The sequence below is a fragment of the Serratia marcescens genome, assembly GCF_029846115.1.
In the GTDB taxonomy this organism is placed as follows: Bacteria; Pseudomonadota; Gammaproteobacteria; order Enterobacterales; family Enterobacteriaceae; genus Serratia; species Serratia marcescens_L.
Genome location: NZ_JARVZZ010000001.1, coordinates 1224055 through 1248091, shown reverse-complemented (window position 1 = coordinate 1248091; position 24037 = coordinate 1224055). Strand labels below are relative to the sequence as shown.

The window sequence follows — 24037 nt, the reverse complement described above, 5'->3', positions numbered from 1 at the left end:
TTCTATCAGACAATCTGTGTGAGCACGCCACTCGAATCAATATCTTTAGGTAAGGAGGTGATCCAACCGCAGGTTCCCCTACGGTTACCTTGTTACGACTTCACCCCAGTCATGAATCACAAAGTGGTAAGCGCCCTCCCGAAGGTTAAGCTACCTACTTCTTTTGCAACCCACTCCCATGGTGTGACGGGCGGTGTGTACAAGGCCCGGGAACGTATTCACCGTAGCATTCTGATCTACGATTACTAGCGATTCCGACTTCATGGAGTCGAGTTGCAGACTCCAATCCGGACTACGACATACTTTATGAGGTCCGCTTGCTCTCGCGAGGTCGCTTCTCTTTGTATATGCCATTGTAGCACGTGTGTAGCCCTACTCGTAAGGGCCATGATGACTTGACGTCATCCCCACCTTCCTCCAGTTTATCACTGGCAGTCTCCTTTGAGTTCCCGGCCGAACCGCTGGCAACAAAGGATAAGGGTTGCGCTCGTTGCGGGACTTAACCCAACATTTCACAACACGAGCTGACGACAGCCATGCAGCACCTGTCTCAGAGTTCCCGAAGGCACCAAAGCATCTCTGCTAAGTTCTCTGGATGTCAAGAGTAGGTAAGGTTCTTCGCGTTGCATCGAATTAAACCACATGCTCCACCGCTTGTGCGGGCCCCCGTCAATTCATTTGAGTTTTAACCTTGCGGCCGTACTCCCCAGGCGGTCGATTTAACGCGTTAGCTCCGGAAGCCACGCCTCAAGGGCACAACCTCCAAATCGACATCGTTTACAGCGTGGACTACCAGGGTATCTAATCCTGTTTGCTCCCCACGCTTTCGCACCTGAGCGTCAGTCTTCGTCCAGGGGGCCGCCTTCGCCACCGGTATTCCTCCAGATCTCTACGCATTTCACCGCTACACCTGGAATTCTACCCCCCTCTACGAGACTCTAGCTTGCCAGTTTCAAATGCAGTTCCCAGGTTGAGCCCGGGGATTTCACATCTGACTTAACAAACCGCCTGCGTGCGCTTTACGCCCAGTAATTCCGATTAACGCTTGCACCCTCCGTATTACCGCGGCTGCTGGCACGGAGTTAGCCGGTGCTTCTTCTGCGAGTAACGTCAATTGATGAACGTATTAAGCTCACCACCTTCCTCCTCGCTGAAAGTGCTTTACAACCCGAAGGCCTTCTTCACACACGCGGCATGGCTGCATCAGGCTTGCGCCCATTGTGCAATATTCCCCACTGCTGCCTCCCGTAGGAGTCTGGACCGTGTCTCAGTTCCAGTGTGGCTGGTCATCCTCTCAGACCAGCTAGGGATCGTCGCCTAGGTGAGCCATTACCCCACCTACTAGCTAATCCCATCTGGGCACATCTGATGGCAAGAGGCCCGAAGGTCCCCCTCTTTGGTCTTGCGACGTTATGCGGTATTAGCTACCGTTTCCAGTAGTTATCCCCCTCCATCAGGCAGTTTCCCAGACATTACTCACCCGTCCGCCGCTCGTCACCCAGAGAGCAAGCTCTCCTGTGCTACCGCTCGACTTGCATGTGTTAAGCCTGCCGCCAGCGTTCAATCTGAGCCATGATCAAACTCTTCAATTAAAAGCTTGATTTGCTTCCACTCGAGAAGCGATGCTCAAAGATTTACTGCATGAATTTTACTTCAGTTAGTCACTCTTCAAGACTTGATATTTTTTTGCATCCGAAGATGCTGGATATCGTCTTGTGGAGTGCCCACACAGATTGTCTGATAAATTGTTAAAGAGCAGTGAGTTAGGTGCTTTCGCTTGCTAACTCGAGGTGGCGTATATTACGCTTTCCTCTTTCAGAGTCAACCCTAATTTTCAGGATTTTTTCTCTGCGACCCCCGGATACTCTGTGAAGTTGTTCACATGTTCCGTGTCGATGGAGGCGCATTATAGGGAGTTCCTCGCAGGCCGCAACAGGTATTTTCAGCAAAAACGATCGTTCGCTGCATTCCACAGCAAAACCCCGCCTTATACCCACTTGCACACAGTGTTATCCACAGATGCGATTTGTACGGAAAATTTACGAGCGCCACGCAAACGTTTTCGCTACAATTCCCCGCGACGAAACGATCCCCCTTTTTATGGGGGCGTTACCTGAATATGTGCCTGACCCTCCCTTTATAAGGCAAAAACCCTTCCTTATAGAGAGAACGAGGTGGACATTCACGTAACGCTCTTTAATTGCGACTCAAAGCCAAGGGATAAAACCATGCAACAACCTCGTCCAATCCGCCGGGCCCTGCTCAGCGTGTCTGACAAAGCCGGTATCGTTGAATTCGCCGAAGCGCTTTCCCAGCGCGGCGTTGAACTGCTCTCCACCGGCGGCACCGCTCGCCTGCTGGCAGACGCCGGTCTGCCCGTTACCGAAGTTTCCGACTACACCGGCTTCCCGGAAATGATGGACGGACGAGTTAAGACCCTGCACCCGAAAGTTCACGGCGGTATCCTTGGCCGCCGCGGCCAGGACGACGCCGTCATGAATCAGCATGACATCAAGCCTATCGACATGGTGGTCGTCAATCTGTATCCGTTCGCCCAAACCGTGGCGCGCGCGGACTGCTCGCGGGAAGACGCGGTCGAGAATATCGATATCGGCGGCCCGACCATGGTGCGCTCCGCCGCCAAGAACCATAAAGACGTCGCCATCGTAGTGAAGAGCAGCGACTACGCCGCCATCATTACCGAGATGGACAACAACGACGGCTCGCTGCGCTATGCCACCCGCTTCGATCTCGCCATCAAGGCCTTCGAGCACACCGCCGCCTACGACAGCATGATCGCCAACTACTTCGGCGCGCTGGTGCCGGCGTACCACGGCGAGACCGAACAGCCGTCCGGCCGCTTCCCGCGTACCCTGAACCTCAACTACATCAAGAAGCAGGATATGCGCTACGGTGAGAACAGCCACCAGCAGGCCGCCTTCTATATAGAAGAAGAGGTAAAGGAAGCGTCCGTCGCGACCGCCGAGCAGCTGCAGGGCAAGGCGCTGTCTTATAACAACATCGCCGATACCGACGCCGCGCTGGAATGCGTGAAAGAGTTCGCCGAGCCGGCCTGCGTGATCGTCAAACACGCCAACCCTTGCGGCGTGGCGATCGGCGACGACATCCTGGCCGCTTACGAGCGCGCTTACCAAACCGACCCAACCTCCGCCTTCGGCGGCATCATCGCCTTTAACCGCGAGCTGGATGCCGCCACCGCGCAGGCGATCATCAGCCGCCAATTCGTGGAAGTGATCATCGCGCCAAACGTCACCCAGGAAGCACGCTCCCTGCTGGCCGCCAAACAGAACGTGCGCGTGCTGGCCTGCGGTCAGTGGCAGCAACGCGTGGCGGGGCTGGACTTCAAGCGCGTCAACGGCGGCCTGCTGGTGCAGGATCGCGATCTGGGCATGGTGACCGCCGCCGAACTGCGTGTGGTATCCGAGCGCCAGCCGACCGAGCAGGAACTGCGCGACGCGCTGTTTTGCTGGAAAGTGGCCAAGTTCGTGAAATCCAACGCCATCGTTTATGCACGTGACAACATGACCATCGGCATAGGTGCCGGCCAGATGAGCCGCGTTTATTCCGCCAAGATCGCCGGCATCAAAGCAGGCGACGAAGGGCTGGAAGTGAAAGGGTCCGCCATGGCCTCCGACGCCTTCTTCCCGTTCCGCGACGGCATCGATGCCGCGGCGGCGGTCGGCATCACCTGCGTGATCCAGCCGGGCGGCTCGATCCGCGACGACGAAGTGATCGCGGCCGCCAACGAGCACGGCATCGCGATGCTCTTCACCGACATGCGTCACTTCCGCCATTAATTCCTTTTGCCGCGTGCGCTCCGGCGCACGCCATTCGTGGAGCCCCTGATGAACATTTTGATTATCGGCAACGGCGGGCGCGAACACGCGCTGGCCTGGAAAGCCGCCCAGTCTCCGCTGGCGGACAAAGTCTACGTTGCGCCGGGCAATGCCGGCACCGCGCTGGAAGCCAATCTGGAAAACGTGGCGATCGCCGCCACCGACATCCCTGCCCTGGTCGCTTTCGCCCAGAGCCATGACATCGGTCTGACCATCGTCGGGCCGGAAGCGCCGCTGGTGATCGGCGTGGTCGACGCCTTCCAGGCCGCCGGCCTGAAAATCTTCGGCCCGTCGCAGGCCGCCGCGCAGCTCGAAGGCTCCAAAGCCTTCACCAAGGATTTCCTGGCGCGCCACCGCATCCCGACCGCCGAATATGAAAACTTCACCGAGGTAGAGCCGGCACTGGCCTATGTGCGCCGCAAAGGCGCGCCGATCGTCATCAAGGCCGATGGCCTGGCGGCCGGTAAAGGCGTGATCGTCGCAATGACGCTGCAAGAAGCGGAAGAAGCCGTGCGTGACATGCTGGCCGGCAACGCCTTCGGCGACGCCGGTCATCGCATCGTCGTGGAAGAATTCCTCGACGGCGAAGAAGCCAGCTTCATCGTGATGGTCGACGGCGAGAACGTGGTGCCGATGGCCACCAGCCAGGACCACAAACGCGTCGGCGACGGCGATACCGGCCCGAACACCGGCGGCATGGGAGCCTACTCCCCGGCGCCGGTCGTGACCGACGAAATCCACCGGCGCGCCATGGACCAGGTGATCTGGCCGACGGTGCGCGGCATGGCGGCGGAAGGCAACACCTACGTCGGCTTCCTGTACGCCGGCCTGATGATCGCCGCCGATGGCCAACCGAAAGTGATCGAGTTCAACTGTCGTTTTGGCGATCCCGAAACCCAGCCCATCATGCTGCGCCTGCGTTCCGATCTGGTGGAGCTGTGCCTGGCGGGTGCCGAAGGCCGCCTGAACGAGAAGAGCTCTGACTGGGACGAACGCCCTGCGCTCGGCGTGGTGCTGGCGGCCGGCGGTTATCCGGGCGACTATCGCAACGGCGAGGTGATCCAGGGATTGCCGCAGCAGGAAAGCGCCGACGGCAAGGTCTTCCATGCCGGTACACGCCTGCAAGGCAATGACGTCGTCACCAGCGGCGGCCGCGTGCTGTGCGTAACCGCGCTGGGCGACACCGTGGCGCAGGCGCAGCAACGCGCCTACCAGCTGGCCGAAGGCATTGAGTGGCCGGGCAGCTTCTGTCGCAAAGACATCGGTTATCGCGCGATTGCGCGCGGCAAGTGATTTGACCGTATAAGGTCATGACGAGAGGCTCCGCAGCGCGGGGCCTTTTTTATAGCTGGTCTTCTTTCGGTTCCCAACTGCAGAAATCGTCGTTCGCCACCAGCAGCAGTTCGCTGCCTTCCGGCGCTTCCAGCCAGGCGACGCTCACCGGCCGGCTGCTGCTGCGGGCACGCTTCTCGATCCAGACGATGGAGGCGGCGTCCAGCCCCGGTTTCATGCGTTGGCCGTCGCAGGTTTGCACCTCGCCCTGCATCCAACGCCCCTGCAGCAATTTGACCTTGCCGGCGCGCAGTGCATTGCTCACTTCGAGGATCCGCCGCGCCTGATATTGGTACAGGGCGATTTCATCGCTGGTCAGCGGTTCGCGGCGTGTCGCCAGCTGGCGCTGCATAAAGCTCACCGTGCCGTCATCGGCAAAGCGCAGTTGAATAGAGTCCCGATCGCCGTCGGCGTCGTTACGTTTGATTTGGCGCAGCACGTCGCCCTGATAGGTGTACAGCGTGGTGATGGTACCCGGCCCCCGGTAGGGGCTATAGACGCTGACCAGCACCTGCGGGCGATGTTGCTCATCGTCTTTACGCCACAGGCGTATCACGCCCTGATCGGCCACAAAGCCGCTGGCGGTAAAGCTCGGAATATCGGAATGGAAACTGCAGGCGCTCAGACCGAGGGCGATGCCGGCGGCCATGAGCACCCGACGAGTAAACAAAAGGGGCGCCATCGCCCCTCTGTTTAATCTTTTCACCGAGGCGCGGTCTTATTTAACAGCGTCTTTCAGTGCTTTGCCAGAAACGAACGCAGGCACGTTGGCTGCTGCGATTTTGATTTCTTTGCCAGTCTGTGGGTTGCGGCCAGTGCGCTCGCTACGATGGTTTACTTTGAAAGTACCGAAGCCAACCAATTGTACTGCATCACCTTCTTTCAGAGACTCAGTAATAGCAGCCAGGGTGGATTCCAGAGCCAGTTTAGCTTGTGCTTTGGAAAGGTCAGCCTTGTCCGCGATTACATCAATCAGTTGAGTCTTGTTCATAAGTTATCCTTACAGTGTGTTTATCGTTTGCAAAGCATCGAGTGCGACGGATATGCCGATTGACAGCACTCTCCTGCATACACGCACCGATAGCCACTTTTTTTACGCCCCCCAAATGTAGACCAGACAGGGTGCGGATGTGAAGCCTTAAGGCATGACAAATCAGGCGTTAAATCACGTTTTGTTGCCTTATTGCGCTAAATTTATCCCGATGTTGCTGACACCCGCCTCTCGCAGGTCGGATCGCAGCCCCTTGATCAGGTCTATATCGCGCTCTTCACAGGCGTCCAACAGGCGGAAAATTTCCCATTGAATGTCCCATTCTTCCTCTACCGCAGGCAAACTTCCCAACTCTTCGTCGGTCATTTCCTTACCGGCTTGAGTCATTTCCAACATCGCCACGGTGCGAATCGATGTTTCGCTGATGGCGATGGCGTGCTCCAGCGTCTCCCCGCCGAGCCGCGAATGGATCAGTTCCCCTAATGCGATACAGGCATCAATTGCCGGGTAAACGCCGTAAAGATCGTAATCTTCCGCCGACGGAATCGCCTCTTCCAACTTCTCGAGCTGGCTGTCGAAGTTGACCTTGGCGTCCTTCACCACCAGCGTTTCCCACACCAAATCCAGAATGCGGCGATAAACCGCCGGATCGCCAAACTCGGTCTGTTTGCAGAACATCTGGTAATTCGGGTACATACGCTCGCACAAACTGGCCATAAAGGTCAAATGTTGCCAAGCCTCGTGCCGTTCCAGACGTAAATGAATCGGGTTACGTAGCATGCTTTACTCTCTTACGCGTTATCTGCGGCGCAGTGTACCCGAAATCGCTCATGGCGACACCTCCGGATGCTGCTGCAACCAACGCTGAAACGCCGGGCGCCGCGACGCGATAGCGTCGGCCCAGCGGGTCGGCTCCGGTAAACGGTAGCCCGCCATGCAGCGTTGCACCCACGCCAGCGCGCTGTCGACGCTCACGCGATGGCCGGTAGAGATGAACAGCGGGTTGCAACGCGCCTTGCTGCGCCACACCCAGCCCAGCTGTTCACCCTTGTCTTCCAACGGCGTCAGCGCGCCGACGGCGGCGTCCAGCGGCGCAAATTTGCCGCACAGGCGCTTCTTGGCCACGCCGATGGTCGGCACATCGACCAGCAGGCCGAAATGGCTGGCGACGCCGAGACGCCGCGGATGCGAAATACCGTGCCCATCGACGAAGATCAGCCCCGGTTTCTGCTGCAGCTGCGCCCAGGCGGCCAACAGCGCCGGGTATTCGCGAAACGACAGGAAGCCCGGGATATAGGGCATGACGGTGGCGATGCGCGCCACCTGATACTCCACCAGCTCCAGCGACGGATAGCGCAGGATGGCGATGGCGGCGCGCGTCACCGCCCCTTCTTGCTCGAAGCCCACGTCGGCGCCGGCGATGAAGGCCGGCGGTTCGGCCGGCAGATCGTCGTAGCGAATGACTTCAGCCGCGCGCCGCAGCTGTTCGGCGCGCAGGGCCGCCATATCGGTCACATCAGATCCTTAACGATGGTATTTTGCCGAGTGCGCGTGTACCGCCTCGACGAAGGCGCCGGCGTGCTCCGGCGGCACATCCTGATGGATGCCGTGGCCCAGGTTGAACACATGGCCGTTGCCGTGGCCGAAACCGGCCAGAATGGTCTCCACTTCTTCCGCGATGCGCGCCGGGGAGGCATAAAGCATCGACGGATCCATATTGCCCTGCAGCGCCACTTTGTCGCCCACGCGCCGACGTGCGTCGGCGATGTCGGTGGTCCAATCCAGCCCCAGCGCATCGCAGCCGGTGGCGGCCATCGCCTCCAGCCACTGCCCGCCGCCTTTGGTGAACAGCGTCACCGGCACGCGGCGGCCGTCGTTTTCACGCAGCAGCCCGTCGACGATCTTGTGCATGTAGTGCAAAGAGAACTCGCGATAATCGCGCCCGGTCAGCACGCCGCCCCAGGTGTCGAACACCATCACCGACTGCGCGCCGGCTTTGATCTGGGCATTGAGGTACAGGATCACGCTGTCCGCCAGCTTGTCCAGCAACAGGTGCAGCGTGGCCGGTTCGGCATACATCATCTTCTTCAGCTTGGTGAAGGCCTTGCTGCTGCCGCCTTCGACCATATAAGTCGCCAGCGTCCACGGGCTGCCGGAGAAGCCGATCAGCGGCACTTCGCCCTTCAGCTCGCGGCGAATGGTGCGCACCGCGTTCATCACATAGCCCAGCTCCACTTCCGGATCGAACACCGGCAGCTTATCGACGTCGGCGCGGCAGGTAACGGGAGAGCTGAAACGCGGGCCTTCGCCGGCTTCAAAGTACAGGCCGAGCCCCATGGCGTCGGGAATGGTGAGAATGTCGGAGAACAGGATGGCGGCGTCCAGCGCATAGCGGCGCAGCGGCTGCAGCGTGACCTCGCAGGCCAGCTCCGCGTTCTTGCACAGCGACATGAAATCACCGGCCTGGGCGCGGGTCGCCTTGTACTCCGGTAAATAACGACCGGCCTGGCGCATCATCCATACGGGGGTCACATCCACCGGCTGGCGCAACAGCGCGCGCAGGTAGCGATCGTTCTTCAACTCAGTCATTTATGGGGCTCCCTTAATAATCTGCCGGCCATTGTACATTATTCTGCCCGGCACAGCGCCACGGTGTCCTCAATCAACCGGCGCGCCACGGTGCCGGGCGGCGGCAACAGCGGCAATTGGTCGTAGCGATACCAGCCGGCGTTGAGCAGCTCCTTGGGATCGTGACGAATGTCACCCTGATGGTAATCGGCCATAAAGGCCATCATCAGCGAGTGCGGGAACGGCCAGGGTTGTGAAGTGACGTAGCGCAGGTTCTTGATTTCGATATTGCTCTCTTCCATCACTTCACGCGCCACCGCCTGTTCCAGCGTTTCGCCCACTTCGACGAAGCCGGCCAGCACCGTGTGGATGCCACCGCGATGACGCACGTGTTGCGCCAGCAGGATCTGATCCTCGCGCCGAATGGCGACGATTACGCAGGGTGCAATCTGCGGATAGTACCGCTCTTTGCAGTGGCCGCACAGGCAGGCGCTTTCGGAGCGACTGAGGTGCATCTCATGGCCGCAGTAGCCGCAGTAGCGATGGGAACGGTAGAAATCCGCCAGCTGCACGCCGCGCCCGGCAAGCTGGAACAGACCGCGATCCTGATCCAACAGCTGACGCACCGAGCCCATCTCCCGCGGCATCGCCTGGCGCACCAGCCAGACCGGCGCGCCCTCCCATTCACCGATGGTGCGCGCCATGTGGCCCCGCAGCCCAAGAGCGGCGGCAGTCCCCGACGGCAATTCACCGTTCGGTAACCAAAGTTTGCTTTCATGGCTGACAATCCACCAGCCGTTTTCATTGCCCGTTAATGCAAGTTCCATATCGTTGTTGCACAACCTCAGCTTCACTGGCACTCTACGAATCGGCTTTGTTACATTTTAATAACTTACCGGTTACTTTTATTACTTACACGGAGTCAAACATGCTCAACCGTTTGGAAAGGCTGACTCAGCGCGTTGGCGGTAGTAATGAATTAGTTGATCAATGGCTTCAGGCCCGCAAACAGTTGCTGGTCGCCTACTGCACGCTGGTAGGCCTCAAACCGAATAAAGAAAAGCATACGCCGCTGAATGAAAAAGCGCTGGAGAACTTTTGCCACAACCTGGTGGATTACCTCTCCGCAGGGCATTTTCATATCTATGACAGAATTATCAAACAAGTGGAAGGCGCAGCCAGTCCGAAAATGTCGCTGGCGGTGAACATCTACCCCAAGCTGTGGGCCAATACCGAACAGATCATGGCGTTCCACGATCGCTATACCGAAGTGGATATCGATCAGGAGGTTTGTCTGGAATTCCACCAGGCCTTGTCGGATATCGGCGAAACGCTGGCGGCGCGCTTTGCGCTGGAAGATAAGCTGATCCAGTTGGAGGCGGAAGCCGCACAGCAACCGCTGCCGGACCAGACGCTGGATCCGGCGCGTTAAAATTTTATAGTTTTTTTTCTTATCCCTCCTATACTGGGGGGCATCTTGTCGGAGTGCCTAGCGCCTGATTTGTTCATCGAATCAGCCAGGCTGAGACCGTTAATTCGGGATCCGCGGAACCTGATCGGGTTAATACCCGCGAAGGGAACAAGAGTAATCTATCGCCACAGGCACGGCCTTCCCCTTGTGGGCGCCCTGCCTGATCGGCCACCATCATTACTCCCTCCGAGCTCCAGACAAGCAACTTTCCCAACCCAACACACTGGTAGGAACTTGCTATGTCTAACGTTAATCCACCGCGCGCTCGTAAAGCGCAACGCGAAGCCGCCCAGCAGTTTATCGACACCCTGCAAGGCATGGCTTTCCCGAACTCACGCCGCATCTATCTGCAAGGCTCGCGCAGCGATATCCAGGTGCCGATGCGCGAAATTCAGCTCAGCCCGACCCTGCTTGGCGGCAGCAAAGACCACCCGCAGTATGAACCCAACGAGGCGATCCCGGTGTATGACACCGCCGGCCCCTACGGCGATCCGCAGGCCGAGCTCGACGTACACGCCGGCCTGGCCAAGCTGCGCGCCGACTGGATCGACGCGCGCGGCGATACCGCCACCCTCAGCGGCGCCAGCTCCGGCTTCACCCAACAGCGGCTGGCGGACGAGGGGCTGGATCACCTGCGCTTCGAGCAACTGCCGCTGCCGCGCAGGGCGCTGCCGGGCAAGTGCGTGACCCAGCTGCACTATGCCCGCGCCGGTATCGTCACCCCGGAGATGGAGTTCATCGCCATCCGTGAAAACATGGGGCGCGAGCGCATTCGGGGCGAGGTATTGCGCCACCAGCATCCGGGCCAGAGCTGGGGCGCCAACCTGCCGGACAACATCACGCCGGAGTTCGTGCGTCAGGAAGTGGCCGCCGGCCGCGCCATCATTCCCGCCAACATCAACCATCCGGAGGCGGAGCCGATGATCATCGGCCGCAATTTCCTGGTGAAGGTGAACGCCAATATCGGCAACTCGGCGGTCACGTCGTCGATCGAAGAAGAGGTGGAGAAGCTGGTGTGGTCCACCCGCTGGGGCGCGGACACCGTGATGGATCTCTCAACCGGTCGCTATATTCACGAAACCCGCGAGTGGATCCTGCGCAACAGCCCGGTGCCCATCGGCACCGTGCCGATCTACCAGGCACTCGAGAAGGTCAACGGCGTGGCGGAAAACCTCACCTGGGCGATGTTCCGCGATACGCTGCTGGAACAGGCGGAGCAAGGGGTCGACTACTTCACCATCCACGCCGGCGTGCTGCTGCGCTACGTGCCGATGACCGCCAAACGCCTGACCGGCATCGTGTCGCGCGGTGGCTCGATCATGGCCAAATGGTGTCTGTCGCACCATCAGGAAAACTTCCTCTATCAGCATTTCCGTGAAATCTGTGAGATCTGCGCCGCCTACGACGTTTCGCTGTCGCTCGGCGACGGCCTGCGCCCCGGCTCGATTCAGGACGCCAACGACGAAGCCCAGTTCGCCGAGCTGCATACGCTGGGCGAGCTGACCAAAATCGCCTGGGAATACGACGTGCAGGTGATGATCGAAGGCCCGGGCCACGTGCCGATGCAGATGATCCGCCGCAACATGACCGAAGAGCTGGAACACTGCCACGAAGCGCCGTTCTACACCCTCGGCCCGCTGACCACCGATATCGCCCCGGGCTATGACCATTTCACCTCCGGCATCGGCGCGGCAATGATCGGCTGGTTCGGCTGCGCCATGCTGTGTTACGTCACGCCGAAAGAGCACCTCGGCCTGCCGAACAAAGAGGACGTCAAACAGGGCCTGATCACCTACAAGATCGCCGCTCACGCCGCCGATCTGGCCAAAGGCCATCCGGGCGCGCAGATCCGCGATAACGCCATGTCCAAGGCGCGTTTCGAATTCCGCTGGGAAGATCAGTTCAATCTGGCGCTCGATCCGGCCACCGCGCGCGCCTATCACGACGAAACCCTGCCGCAGGAATCCGGCAAGGTCGCCCACTTCTGCTCGATGTGCGGGCCGAAATTCTGCTCGATGAAAATTTCGCAGGAGGTGCGCGACTACGCCGCCGCCCAGGAAGCCGCCAAGCCGATCGAAGTACAGCTGACCGGCATGGAGAAAATGTCCGCCGAGTTCCGCGCCCGCGGCAGCGAGCTGTATCACAGCGCCGGCACCCTGCAAGAGGAGACAAGCAATGACTGATATCACGACCCCCTTCCCGGCTACGCCCCACAAGCTGGGGCTTTACCCGGTCGTCGACAGCGTGGCGTGGATCGCTCGCCTGCTGGAGGCCGGCGTCACCACGATCCAGCTGCGCATCAAGGATCTGCCTGACGAGCAGGTCGAAGAGGATATCGCCGCCGCCATCGCGCTGGGCCAGCGTTATCAGGCGCGACTGTTCATCAACGACTACTGGCGGCTGGCGATCAAACACGGCGCCTACGGCGTACATCTGGGCCAGGAAGATCTCGATACCACCGATCTGGCGGCCATCCACCGCGCCGGGCTGCGGCTGGGCGTATCCACCCATGACGACGCCGAGCTGGCGCGCGCGCTGGCGGTGAAACCGTCCTACATCGCGCTGGGGCACATCTTCCCTACCCAGACCAAAGACATGCCTTCGGCGCCGCAGGGGCTGACGGAGTTGAAGCGCCATATCGCCGATTTGGCGGATTACCCGACGGTAGCGATCGGCGGGATCAGCATCGATCGCGTACCGGCGGTGCTGGCGTGCGGCGTCGGCAGCGTGGCGGTGGTCAGCGCCATCACCCAGGCGCCGGACTGGCGCGCGGCGACGGCCGAGCTGCTGCGGCTGATCGAAGGCGAGGATCCGAACGATGCTTAACGATCAGGAATTCCTGCGCTACAGCCGTCAGCTGCTGCTGGAGGACGTCGGCCCGGAAGGCCAGGAGAAACTCAAGCGCGCCACGGTGCTGATCGTCGGTTTAGGCGGGCTCGGTTCCCCGGCTTCGCTGTATCTGGCCGCCGCCGGCGTCGGCACGCTGCTGCTGGCCGACGACGACCAGCTGCACGTCACCAACCTGCAGCGGCAAATTCTCTACCGCAGCGCCGATACCGCCACCGGCAAGGCGGCGCTGGCGCAACGCCACCTGCAGGCATTGAACCCGTTGGTAGAATCCATCCCGCTGGCGCAGCGGCTGCAGGGGCAAGCGCTGCGCGACGCGGTCGCCCGCGCCGACCTGGTGCTGGATTGCTGCGACAATATGGCGACCCGCCATGAGGTCAATGCCGCCTGCATTGCCGCCGCCAAACCGCTGATCAGCGGCAGCGCGGTCGGTTTCAGCGGCCAGCTGCTGGTGCTCGAGCCGCCCTATGCGCATGGCTGCTACGCCTGCCTGTACCCGGAACAGGAAGAGCCGCAACGCAACTGCCGCACCGCCGGGGTGCTCGGCCCGGTGGTGGGCGTGATCGGCACTCTGCAAGCGCTGGAAGCCATCAAAATGCTGGCCGGCATGCCTTCCTCTCTCAGCGGTAAACTGCGGTTGTTCGACGGCAAGCAGCAGAGCTGGAGCACGCTGCAACTGAGCCAGGCCCGCACCTGCCCGGTATGCGGAGGCGCGGCATGAAGATCCGACTGAACGATCAACCGCTGGAGCTGGCGCAGCCGCTCAGCGTCGCCGCCCTGCTGACCCAGCTGGAACGCCACCAGCCGGGCACCGCGCTGGCGATCAACCAAACCATCATCCCACGCGCCGACTGGGCCGACCATCAGGTGCAGGACGGTGACGACATTTTGCTGTTTCAAGCGATCGCCGGAGGCTGACATGCTGAAAATCGCCGATACCACTTTTACCTCGCGCCTGTTCACCGGCACCGGCAAGTTCGCCACCCCGGCGCTGATGTTGGAGGCGCTGGCGGCCTCCGGCTCACAGCTGGTGACCATGGCCATGAAGCGCGTCGATCTGCGCGGCGGCAACGACGCCATTTTGGCGCCGCTGCAGCAGTTGGGCGTCAGGCTGTTGCCCAATACCTCCGGTGCCAAAACCGCCGCCGAAGCGGTGTTCGCCGCCCGGCTGGCGCGCGAAGCGCTCGGCACCCACTGGGTGAAGCTGGAGATCCATCCCGATGTGAAATACCTGCTGCCGGATCCGATAGAAACGCTGAAGGCGGCGGAAACGCTGGTGAAAGACGGTTTTGTGGTGCTGCCCTACTGCGGCGCCGATCCGGTGCTGTGCAAACGGCTGGAAGAGGTGGGCTGTGCGGCGGTGATGCCGCTCGGCGCCCCTATCGGCTCCAACCGCGGTCTGCGCACCCGCGACTTGCTCGAGATCATCATCGAACAGGCCAAGGTGCCGGTGGTGGTCGATGCCGGCATCGGCGCGCCGAGCCACGCGCTGGAAGCGATGGAGCTGGGCGCCGACGCGGTGCTGGTGAATACCGCCATCGCCGTGGCGCGCGATCCGGTAGGAATGGCACGGGCGTTTCGCCTGGCGCTGGAAGCCGGCGAGCTGGCGCGCAGCGCCGGATTAGGCTCAAGCCAGCGCAGTGCGGCCGCCTCCAGCCCGCTGACCGCCTTCCTCAGCCAGCCAGAGGAGGCACAGTGATGGCCGACGATTTCAGTAGCCGCTGGCAACAGCTGGATTGGGACGATATTACGCTGCGCATCAACGGCAAAACCGCACGCGACGTGGAACGCGCATTGAATGCCGACAAGCTGACGCGCGACGACTTTATGGCACTGATCTCCCCCGCCGCCGCGCCGTATCTGGAACCGCTGGCGCAGCGCGCGCAGCAGCTGACCCGTCAGCGCTTCGGCAACGTCGTCAGCTTCTATGTGCCGCTGTACCTCTCTAACCTGTGCGCCAACGACTGCACCTACTGCGGCTTTTCAATGAGCAACCGCATCAAGCGTAAAACGCTCGATGCGGCGGAGATCGCACGCGAGTGCGAAGCCATCAAGGCGCTGGGGTTCGAACACCTGTTGCTGGTCACCGGCGAGCATCAGACCAAGGTCGGCATGGACTATTTCCGTCAGCACATTCCGGCGATCCGCCGCCACTTCAGCTCGCTGATGATGGAAGTGCAGCCGCTCGCGCAGGACGAGTACGCCGAACTGAAAACGCTGGGCCTGGACGGCGTGCTGGTGTATCAGGAAACCTACCATCCGGCCACCTATCTGCAGCACCATCTGCGCGGCCAGAAGCAGGATTTCCATTGGCGCCTGGCCACGCCGGATCGCCTGGGGCGCGCCGGAATCGACAAGATCGGCCTCGGCGCGTTGATCGGCCTGTCCAACAGCTGGCGCACCGACTGTTACCTGCTGGCGGAACATCTGTTCTACCTGCAGCAAACCTACTGGCAGAGCCGCTACTCGATCTCGTTCCCGCGTCTGCGCCCCTGCGCCGGCGGTATTGAACCGGCGTCGATCATGAGCGAGCCCCAGCTGGTGCAGCTGATCTGCGCCTTCCGGCTGTTCGCGCCGGACGTTGAGCTGTCGCTGTCTACGCGTGAGTCGCCGTACTTCCGCGATCACATGATCCCGGTGGCGATCAACAGCGTCAGCGCCGGATCCAAGACGCAGCCCGGCGGCTATGCCGACGACGTACCGCCGGAATTGGAACAGTTCGAGCCGCACGACGGCCGCACGCCGCAGCAGGTCGCCGAGGCCATCAGCAATGCCGGGCTGCAGCCGGTGTGGAAAGACTGGGACGATTATCTGGGACGCAGCGCGCAATAAACGGCAACGTTTACCGCCGCGTGAAGAAAACGCTGGAACGGCCGCGCAATGCCGAACGGTGGCGCTGGCGCCGGCAAGCTCTCCGGCTATAGTGGCCTTGCCGGCCACCAAACCCGGTGCCGGCCGGGGCCGTCTCCCTCTCGATGGCCCCGCCTTATCCCATCCCGGATCGCGTCGGAGATTCTCTTGCGCGACGCCGGGCCCTCGTCCGCGGCAACGCGCATGTCGCGTATCACGGCTTGTAAAAGCGTACGGGCAGGTTGTCTTGTCGGCTAATGGGCAGTCAGAAAGATGGTCTAGTTGCGTTCGGTATTCACGCAGGAGTGATATTCATAGGGCGCTGTTACGGCAGAAAAGTGAGGAACGGGGAAAAAGAAGATACAGCGACGAAGAGAGGTTCGAATGGTCATCCCCGGTACTGCCAATGGCCCTGGTGTTGGCTGCAGAGCTTTTTTGCCGCCTGCTCCCTGCTTACGGACAAGAGCAGGCGGTTTATTTTGTGAGACTGGCACCCCCCCAGGACGCGAATCACACAGTATGTGCGCTAATTAACCATACAAACGATTAAATGTGAATGTCTTTTGAGTGTTTTTTTATTTGATATCGAGTGTGTTATGAGTTTGCCAAGGAAAATCAAACTGATATCGCCGCAACCGCCGGGGCATCATCTATAATCCAGCACGGGTCCTCGCGCAGGTTTTTCAGCGCTCGCGGTCAACATCAAAAAAAGCCAAGGTTGTCATGAAGAAAACGCCAAATTACATCGATGCAATCAGCGCGTTGCTCACTCTGAAAGGAGTTGGCGACAGAAAACATGCCTCCACGATGGCCAACATACTGAACCTTCAGTACAACAGCGCCAAACAGAAACTGGATGGCAAAAGGGGCATCACCCTCGATGAAGTCAAAAAGGTTTTCCAGTACTTCAACGAGCCCTTCGCCGGCCAAAGGACGCATAACGGCGTCTTTATCATGAACAGCATTCACAAGCGCTGCAGCATTGAAGTCGACGAGTGCCCAGTCACGCAAGCGGACAACGACGAAACCTACGCCTACAAAAAAGACGATCTTTTCATCATCAACACCAATCGGGAACATGCCGCCGAGGCTCCGCTGTACAAAGTCAACAAGATTGACTTTCTGCCGGCCCCGCGTATCGCGATCCTGGATAATGACGGCGATATTCTCGAACTGTTGAAGAAGATCGCCAGCCGATACGGCATCGAGACTGAGACCTTTCAGACGGCGGACGCCATGCTGGCCGCGCTGGAACAGCAGTCCTTTGAGGCGTTTATTCTGGACTGGCTGTTGGACTTCGGCGAGACCTCCGAACGCGTCGTGAAGAAAATTAAAGACGCCCTCGATCCGCACGCCCGCATCATCATTCTGACCGGCCAGCTGAATCACTACGAGAAAAACATCGGCGATATGATCTTGCACTATGACGTGCATCTGGTGGAAAAACCGACCAAGCCGCTGATTATCTCTTCGCTGCTGCTGTCGAACCTATTCTTTAATTAGTTTGACCGGGATGCGGACCAAGAACGATGAGCCCACCCCTTCGACGGATTTGGCTCTAATGGTGCCTTTCATCGTCGTGACGTAATTTTTGATAATGGTCAGCCCCAGCCCCAACCCCTGCCGCGTTTCCCTTTCCACCCCCTGATTGAACGCCTTATATAACCGATCCAGGTTATCGACGTTAAACCCGATGCCGGTGTCTTTTACCCGCAAATACAGATTACCGTGACACACCTTCACATTGAGGGCGATCGCGCCGTGGTGGGTAAATTTGTCCGCGTTGCTGAGCAGGTTGGCCAATATTCGGTAGAGCTTGTATTTATCAGAACCAATCAGGCCGGCATAAGACGAACGGTGAATCATGAGGCGATTGCCGCGCCCGGCGCCGATACCGGTTACGGCATCGTCCACCACCTCATTCAGCCGGAAGGTGGAAATATTGATTTTGACTTCCCCCATCTCAAGCCGTGAATAATCCATCACCTCGCGCGTTTGTTCGGCGATCTTATTACCGTGATAGGAGACCAGGCGGGCTTCTTTTTTCAACTCTTCCTGCGCCAGCTCGTGCTCCATGATATCCGCGGCAATGACGATGGCCTGGGTCGAACCGGCGATCTCGTGGTAGATGGAAGAGATAAAGATGTTCTTGTTCTTGATGATCTCTTTCAACGAGAAGGCATTTCTCAGCACCAGGAACATCATCAGGAATACCAAAATCAGCGAAAAGAGGGCGAACATCTCGGCTTTACTCGAGTTGTCCTGGATGATGCCTTTCACTTCGGTAAAGTTTTTAATCTGTATCCGATAAATAATTTCCTGGATATCGACCAGCGTGCCCTCAATATCATCCATATAAGAGAGAATGTCCGCCTTGTTTCTCTGCCCCACCAGCAAGCCGGCGGAGAGCTCATCCAACGTGCGGTACTGCTGCTTCAGCAGCGCGACATTCTTGATGAACTCGTCGTCGTAATAAAAAGAGTCGCTGAAGGTCGAACGGCTCTCCAGGATCTGAATCTTCGAGTAGAAGATTTTCTTTTTGATCTGGAAGGCGTCGTAGTCGTTGTTTTTACTGAGCAGCAGCGCGGTTTTGGTCCTTTCAAACGCCAGAAAGAGGATCTCGGCCACCGAGTAGTTGTCCAGATTGGGCTCGATCTGCTTATAGCGTTCTTTTACGCCGCCGAAGTTAATAGCAATCAACAAAATCAATAAGGAAAAGATGGCAACCAACGCGATAAGAGTACCGATCAGTTTTTTGCTCATCTTATTTCAGATCCAACCGTTTAACTTGCCAGACGGTTTTCGCATTCACATCCAGGTTATTCAGCTCGGCGTAGCCATCGCGCGGATAAATAATGGCGAACGGCCCCAGTTCCCCAACGTCGATCGGCTTACCGCCGCGCTGGTAGGCGACGATCACGCGGTATTTAATCATCTCATCGATCGGCATCGAATAGGAGTAATCATCCCAGGCGAAGGCGCGCACCGACTGGCCTTTCAGGTGATAGGCTTTCACCAGCTCCGCAAACTCAACGCCGGTGAACGTATCTTCCGGGGTGAAATTGGTCGAGGTTTTAATCGTATGCCGCGGCATCGCTTCCAGCATCTGCCGAGTTATCTTGATCTTCTCGCCGTCGAGCGGTTTGAGGTAAAAATAGTCAACGGCCGCATACAGCGGCGCGCTGAACAGCGAAAGCAGCAGGAACGTCATCAATCCTTTGATTGTCATTATTCACCCTCTTTGCGTTTCACCAGTTCGGCCTGGCCAAACTCATCCTGCCCGACCACGACCCAGCCATGATGTTGATAAAAGCCTTCGGCTTTGGAGCCGGGATCGGTGGTTAAGTGGATCGCTTCGGCGCCGTGCTCAAACATCCAGGTAGTGACCCGTGCCAGCAAGGCGGAGCCGATCCCCTTCGACTGGTATTCCGGCTTCACGAACAGGCCGCCGATCAGCGGTTCAGGGATGAATAACCCGAAACCAACGCCGGCATAGTCGTCGCCATGCTTGCAGATCCAGCCGCCGCCCTGGTCGATATCCTCCAGCGCCTGTTTGCGCTGCAGATACTGGATCTGATGCGGGTGCAGCAGGTTTTCTTCAACGGAAAAGCGGATCTCATACAGGTAAGGCAGGTGTTGCGCCGTCAGTTTCTCGAAGGTAATGAGGCTGTCCATGTTCGCACTGTCCTTGGTTATCAGGTAAAAAGCGCCGGTCAATTTCTGCTGTAACCATAGTAGCAAAGTTTGCTCTTCCCCGGCATGAGGCGAAAAAAAACCGCCCCCGAGGGGGCGGTTTATCTGGCGATGGGCCCGGCATGCCGGGCCCGCGGCGCGGATGACGATTACTCGTCGTCGCTGCCGCCCAGGCCTGCGTTGAGCAGCTCGGCCAGGTTAGCCGTCGCTTCTTCCGCGCTGACTTGCGGAACAACCGGCGCTTCACCCTGAGCACGACGACGCATGCGATCCTGATGATAAGCGTAACCGGTACCGGCTGGGATCAGACGGCCCACGATGACGTTCTCTTTCAGGCCACGCAGTTCATCACGCTTGCCGGCTACGGCAGCTTCGGTCAGAACGCGCGTCGTTTCCTGGAACGATGCAGCGGAGATGAAGGACTCGGTCGCCAAGGAAGCCTTGGTGATACCCAGCAGATCGCGCGAGAAGGTTGCCGCGATTTTACCTTCAGCTTCCAGCTGACGGTTGGCAATCTTGACGCGAGACACTTCAGCCTGCTCGCCTTCCAGGAACTCGGAGCCACCAGCGCTAACGATGGTGCCTTTACGCAGCATCTGACGAACGATAACTTCGATGTGCTTATCGTTAATCTTAACGCCTTGCAGACGGTAAACTTCCTGCACTTCGTTGGTGATGTAGCGGGTAACCGCATGCACGCCACGCAGACGCAGAATGTCGTGCGGAGACTCTGGGCCGTCAGAAACGACGTCGCCACGCTCCACCACTTCGCCTTCGAACACGTTGAGCTGACGCCATTTCGGAATCATCTCTTCGTAAGCGTCGCTGCCGTCCAGCGGAGAGATCACCAGGCGACGTTTACCTTTGGTCTCTTTACCGAACGAGATAATCCCGCTGATTTCAGCCAGGATTGCCGGCTCTTTCGGACGACGTGCTTCGAACAGGTCGGCAACGCGCGGCAGACCACCGGTAATATCCTTGGTACCGCCGGATTCCTGAGGAATACGCGCCAGGGTATCACCCGCACCGATCTGAATGCCGTCTTCCAGCTGAACGATCGCTTTGCCCGGCAGGAAGTATTGAGCAGGCATATCAGTACCTGGGATCAATACGTCTTCGCCCTGAGCGTCAACGATTTTCAGTGCCGGACGCAGGTCTTTACCGCTACCGGTACGCTCTGCGCTGTCCAGTACGACCAGAGAAGACAAACCGGTCAGTTCGTCGGTCTGGCGAGTAATGGTCTGGCCGTCAACCATATCCGCGAAGCGAATGAAGCCGCTGACTTCACTGATGACCGGCATGGTGTGCGGATCCCAGTTAGCGACGGTTTCGCCGCCGTTAACTTCTTCACCGTCGCCTTTGCCCATCACGGCACCGTAAGGCACCTTGTAGCTTTCTTTGGTACGGCCGAATTCGTCGATCAGTTTCAGTTCGGTGTTACGCGAGGTGATCACCAGCTTGCCCGCTGCGTTCATAACGAACTTCACGTTGCTCAGCTTGAGGCTACCCTTGTTTTTCACCTGGATGCTGGATTCAGCAGCCGCACGAGATGCCGCACCACCGATGTGGAACGTACGCATCGTCAGCTGTGTACCCGGCTCACCGATGGACTGGGCCGCGATAACGCCGATGGCTTCACCTTTGTTGATGATGTGGCCACGTGCCAGGTCGCGACCGTAGCAGTTTGCACACACACCAAAGTCGGTTTCACAGCTCACCACGGAACGGACTTTAACGCTGTCGACAGAGTTCTCTTCCAACAGGTCACACGCCTTCTCGTTCAGCAGGGTGTTGCGTGGCACCAGAATGTCCGCCGTACCCGGCTTGAGGACATCTTCTGCCGTCACACGGCCCAGAACGCGTTCACGCAGCGGCTCTTTCACGTCGCCACCTTCGATAACCGGAGTCATCAGGATGCCGTCGTGAGTGCCACAGTCGTCTTCGGTCACCACCAGATCCTGCGCCACGTCAACCAGACGACGAGTCAGATAACCGGAGTTCGCGGTTTTCAGTGCGGTATCCGCCAGACCTTTACGAGCACCGTGGGTGGAGATGAAGTACTGGAGTACGTTCAGACCTTCACGGAAGTTCGCGGTGATTGGCGTTTCGATGATGGAGCCATCCGGCTTCGCCATCAGACCACGCATACCGGCCAGCTGACGAATCTGAGCGGCGGAACCACGCGCACCGGAGTCGGCCATCATAAAGATGCTGTTGAAGGAAACTTGCTGTTCCACTTCGCCGTCACGGTTAACCACGTCTTCTACCGACAGGTTTTCCATCATCGCTTTCGCAACGCGTTCGTTCGCTGCTGCCCAGATATCGATCACTTTGTTGTAGCGTTCGCCGGCGGTAACCAGACCAGACTGGAACTGCTCCTGGATCTCGGCAACTTCGGTTTCCGCTTCTTCGATGATCTCCGCTTTCTTGGCCGGGATAACCATGTCGTCGATACCTACGGAAGCGCCGGAACGGGCTGCGTAAGCAAAACCGGTGTACATGATCTGGTCAGCAAAGATAACGGTCGGCTTCAGGCCCAGGATGCGGTAACAGGTGTTCAGCATCTTGGAGATCGCTTTCTTGCCCAAAGGCTGGTTAACGATCGAGTACGGCAGACCTTTCGGTACGATCATCCACAGGATGGCGCGGCCGATGGTGGTGTCGATGATGCTGGTCTGAGAAGTCCATTCGCCTTCGGCGTTCTTGACGTCTTCGGTGATACGCACTTTAACGCGCGCATGCAGAGACGCCAGGCCGGCGCGGTAAACACGCTCAGCTTCTTTGGAACCGTTCAGCACCATGCCTTCGCCCTTGGCGTTAACACAGTCGCGGGTCATGTAGTACAGACCCAGTACAACGTCCTGAGAAGGAACGATGATTGGCTCGCCGTTCGCTGGGGACAGGATGTTGTTGGTGGACATCATCAGCGCACGCGCTTCCAGCTGGGCTTCCAGCGTCAGCGGTACGTGAACAGCCATCTGGTCACCGTCGAAGTCGGCGTTATAGGCCGCACAAACCAGCGGGTGCAGCTGGATCGCTTTACCTTCGATCAGAACCGGTTCAAACGCCTGGATACCCAAACGGTGCAGGGTTGGTGCACGGTTCAGCAGTACCGGGTGTTCGCGGATCACTTCGTCCAGGATATCCCAAACGACGGCTTCTTCACGCTCAACCATTTTCTTGGCGGCTTTGATGGTGGTGGCCAGGCCACGCAGCTCCAACTTGCCGTAGATGAACGGTTTGAACAGCTCCAGCGCCATCTTTTTAGGCAGACCGCACTGATGCAGACGCAGGTATGGACCTACGGTGATGACGGAACGGCCGGAGTAGTCAACGCGTTTACCGAGCAGGTTCTGACGGAAACGACCCTGCTTACCTTTGATCATGTCGGCCAAAGATTTCAGAGGACGTTTGTTGGAACCGGTGATGGCACGACCGCGACGACCGTTATCCAGCAGGGCGTCTACCGCTTCTTGCAGCATACGCTTTTCGTTGCGCACGATGATGTCAGGCGCAGCCAGATCCAGCAGGCGTTTCAGACGGTTGTTACGGTTGATCACGCGGCGATACAGATCGTTCAGATCCGACGTCGCGAAACGACCGCCATCCAGCGGAACCAGCGGGCGCAGATCCGGCGGCAGTACCGGCAGCACGGTCAGGATCATCCACTCCGGCTTGTTGCCGGACTGTACGAACGCTTCCAGCAGCTTGATACGCTTGGTCAGCTTCTTGCGCTTGGTTTCGGAGTTGGTTTCGTTCAGCTCTTCACGCAGCTGCTCGCACTCGGCTTCCAGATCCATGTTTTTCAACAGGGCCTGAATGGCTTCCGCACCCATCTTGGCGTCGAATTCGTCACCGAACTCTTCCAGCGCGTCCAGATACTGCTCTTCGGTCAGGATCTGACGACGCTCGAGGTTGGTCATACCGCCTTCGACCACCACATAGGATTCGAAGTACAGTACGCGTTCGATGTCACGCAGCGGCATATCCAGCAGCAAACCGATGCGGGATGGCAGCGATTTCAGGAACCAGATGTGCGCGGTCGGCGAAGCCAGCTCGATGTGGCCCATGCGCTCACGACGCACTTTGGTCTGGGTCACTTCAACGCCGCACTTCTCACAGATCACGCCGCGGTGTTTCAAGCGCTTGTACTTACCGCACAGGCACTCGTAATCTTTTACCGGCCCGAAGATACGGGCGCAGAAAAGGCCGTCACGCTCAGGTTTGAACGTACGGTAGTTAATGGTTTCCGGCTTCTTAACTTCACCGAACGACCACGAACGGATCATGTCTGGCGAGGCCAGAGCAATCTTGATCGCATCAAACTCTTCGGTCTTAGTTTGCGCTTTCAGAAACTTCAATAAGTCTTTCACGGATTGGCTCCTGTCGGAGTTAAACCTGTTGGGTACCCACAACCGCAGTAGGTAC

At 58.8% G+C, this 24037-nt stretch carries 20 protein-coding genes, 1 rRNA gene and 1 riboswitch; of the genes, 10 read left to right on the top strand and 11 right to left on the bottom strand.

Annotation, left to right across the window (positions count from 1 at the left end):
* Positions 1 to 50: 50 nt before the first annotated feature.
* Positions 51 to 1592 (bottom strand): 16S ribosomal RNA (locus QDT79_RS05765).
* 636 nt (positions 1593 to 2228) lie between these two features.
* Between QDT79_RS05765 and purH the strand changes: the two genes are divergently transcribed.
* Both purH and purD read left to right on the top strand, forming a co-directional pair.
* Positions 2229 to 3818 carry a bifunctional phosphoribosylaminoimidazolecarboxamide formyltransferase/IMP cyclohydrolase gene (gene purH / locus QDT79_RS05760; protein WP_154806022.1) on the top strand — a complete coding sequence of 530 codons (1590 nt, stop codon included), beginning with the start codon at positions 2229 to 2231 and terminating at the stop codon, positions 3816 to 3818.
* 48 nt (positions 3819 to 3866) lie between these two features.
* Entirely contained in the window at positions 3867 to 5150 is a 1284-nt protein-coding gene (gene purD / locus QDT79_RS05755) for a phosphoribosylamine--glycine ligase (RefSeq protein WP_060425337.1), read from the top strand.
* 49 nt (positions 5151 to 5199) lie between these two features.
* Here the strand turns inward: purD and QDT79_RS05750 are convergent, their stop codons facing one another.
* The 6 genes from QDT79_RS05750 to nudC form a co-directional block, all read right to left on the bottom strand.
* Positions 5200 to 5871: a DUF1481 domain-containing protein gene (locus QDT79_RS05750; protein ID WP_080473446.1), complete on the bottom strand. Its 672-nt coding sequence runs from the start codon at positions 5869 to 5871 to the stop codon at positions 5200 to 5202.
* A gap of 36 nt (positions 5872 to 5907) precedes the next feature.
* Positions 5908 to 6180 carry a nucleoid-associated protein HU-alpha gene (gene hupA / locus QDT79_RS05745; RefSeq protein ID WP_004929874.1) on the bottom strand — a complete coding sequence of 91 codons (273 nt, stop codon included), beginning with the start codon at positions 6178 to 6180 and terminating at the stop codon, positions 5908 to 5910.
* A gap of 189 nt (positions 6181 to 6369) precedes the next feature.
* Positions 6370 to 6960 carry a YjaG family protein gene (locus QDT79_RS05740; protein WP_025304951.1) on the bottom strand — a complete coding sequence of 197 codons (591 nt, stop codon included), beginning with the start codon at positions 6958 to 6960 and terminating at the stop codon, positions 6370 to 6372.
* Positions 6961 to 7008: 48 nt separating this feature from the next.
* Positions 7009 to 7695, bottom strand: a complete 687-nt coding sequence (gene nfi, locus QDT79_RS05735; RefSeq protein ID WP_063991775.1) for a deoxyribonuclease V — start codon at positions 7693 to 7695, stop codon at positions 7009 to 7011.
* 9 nt (positions 7696 to 7704) lie between these two features.
* A complete protein-coding gene (gene hemE, locus QDT79_RS05730) occupies positions 7705 to 8769 on the bottom strand; it encodes a uroporphyrinogen decarboxylase (protein ID WP_033636735.1) in 1065 nt (354 codons plus the stop codon).
* A gap of 38 nt (positions 8770 to 8807) precedes the next feature.
* On the bottom strand, positions 8808 to 9575 hold the full coding sequence (gene nudC, locus QDT79_RS05725; RefSeq protein WP_063991785.1) for an NAD(+) diphosphatase: 768 nt from the start codon (positions 9573 to 9575) through the stop codon (positions 8808 to 8810).
* Positions 9576 to 9676: 101 nt separating this feature from the next.
* Here nudC and QDT79_RS05720 point away from each other — a divergent pair, with 101 nt between their 5' ends.
* The 8 genes from QDT79_RS05720 to QDT79_RS05685 all read left to right on the top strand — a co-directional run bounded on the left by QDT79_RS05720 (position 9677) and on the right by QDT79_RS05685 (position 17419).
* A complete protein-coding gene (locus QDT79_RS05720) occupies positions 9677 to 10180 on the top strand; it encodes an Rsd/AlgQ family anti-sigma factor (RefSeq protein ID WP_016929420.1) in 504 nt (167 codons plus the stop codon).
* A gap of 39 nt (positions 10181 to 10219) precedes the next feature.
* A riboswitch (TPP riboswitch) is annotated at positions 10220 to 10344 on the top strand.
* Between the two features lie 114 nt (positions 10345 to 10458).
* Positions 10459 to 12402 (top strand): phosphomethylpyrimidine synthase ThiC, encoded by a 1944-nt coding sequence (gene thiC / locus QDT79_RS05715; protein WP_063991776.1) that lies wholly within the window; start codon positions 10459 to 10461, stop codon positions 12400 to 12402.
* The gene (thiE, locus tag QDT79_RS05710) at positions 12395 to 13045 is read left to right on the top strand and encodes a thiamine phosphate synthase (RefSeq protein WP_063991777.1); all 651 of its coding nucleotides are present in this window, start codon (positions 12395 to 12397) and stop codon (positions 13043 to 13045) included. Before thiC ends, thiE begins: the two co-directional genes overlap by 8 nt.
* Positions 13038 to 13787, top strand: coding sequence for a HesA/MoeB/ThiF family protein (locus tag QDT79_RS05705; protein ID WP_063991778.1), 750 nt, complete (start codon positions 13038 to 13040; stop codon positions 13785 to 13787). The genes thiE and QDT79_RS05705 overlap by 8 nt, the downstream gene beginning before the upstream one ends.
* Positions 13784 to 13984 (top strand): sulfur carrier protein ThiS, encoded by a 201-nt coding sequence (gene thiS, locus QDT79_RS05700; RefSeq protein ID WP_016929423.1) that lies wholly within the window; start codon positions 13784 to 13786, stop codon positions 13982 to 13984. The genes QDT79_RS05705 and thiS overlap by 4 nt, the downstream gene beginning before the upstream one ends.
* Before the next feature lies 1 nt (position 13985).
* Positions 13986 to 14765 (top strand): thiazole synthase, encoded by a 780-nt coding sequence (locus tag QDT79_RS05695; protein ID WP_308316275.1) that lies wholly within the window; start codon positions 13986 to 13988, stop codon positions 14763 to 14765.
* Positions 14765 to 15898 (top strand): 2-iminoacetate synthase ThiH, encoded by a 1134-nt coding sequence (gene thiH / locus QDT79_RS05690; RefSeq protein WP_060442886.1) that lies wholly within the window; start codon positions 14765 to 14767, stop codon positions 15896 to 15898. Before QDT79_RS05695 ends, thiH begins: the two co-directional genes overlap by 1 nt.
* Positions 15899 to 16723: 825 nt before the next feature.
* Complete coding sequence (locus QDT79_RS05685; RefSeq protein ID WP_233221947.1) at positions 16724 to 17419, top strand: helix-turn-helix domain-containing protein; 696 nt, start codon at positions 16724 to 16726, stop codon at positions 17417 to 17419.
* Here the strand turns inward: QDT79_RS05685 and QDT79_RS05680 are convergent.
* The 4 genes from QDT79_RS05680 to rpoC form a co-directional block, all read right to left on the bottom strand.
* Positions 17405 to 18679: a sensor histidine kinase gene (locus QDT79_RS05680; RefSeq protein ID WP_308316274.1), complete on the bottom strand. Its 1275-nt coding sequence runs from the start codon at positions 18677 to 18679 to the stop codon at positions 17405 to 17407. The genes QDT79_RS05685 and QDT79_RS05680 overlap by 15 nt on opposite strands.
* 1 nt (position 18680) lies before the next feature.
* Positions 18681 to 19145: a putative pterin-binding protein gene (locus tag QDT79_RS05675; RefSeq protein WP_107228113.1), complete on the bottom strand. Its 465-nt coding sequence runs from the start codon at positions 19143 to 19145 to the stop codon at positions 18681 to 18683.
* A complete protein-coding gene (locus tag QDT79_RS05670; protein ID WP_063991786.1) occupies positions 19145 to 19591 on the bottom strand; it encodes a GNAT family N-acetyltransferase in 447 nt (148 codons plus the stop codon). Before QDT79_RS05670 ends, QDT79_RS05675 begins: the two co-directional genes overlap by 1 nt.
* Positions 19592 to 19758: 167 nt before the next feature.
* The gene (gene rpoC / locus QDT79_RS05665; protein ID WP_025304939.1) at positions 19759 to 23982 is read right to left on the bottom strand and encodes a DNA-directed RNA polymerase subunit beta'; all 4224 of its coding nucleotides are present in this window, start codon (positions 23980 to 23982) and stop codon (positions 19759 to 19761) included.
* Positions 23983 to 24037 lie beyond the last annotated feature (55 nt).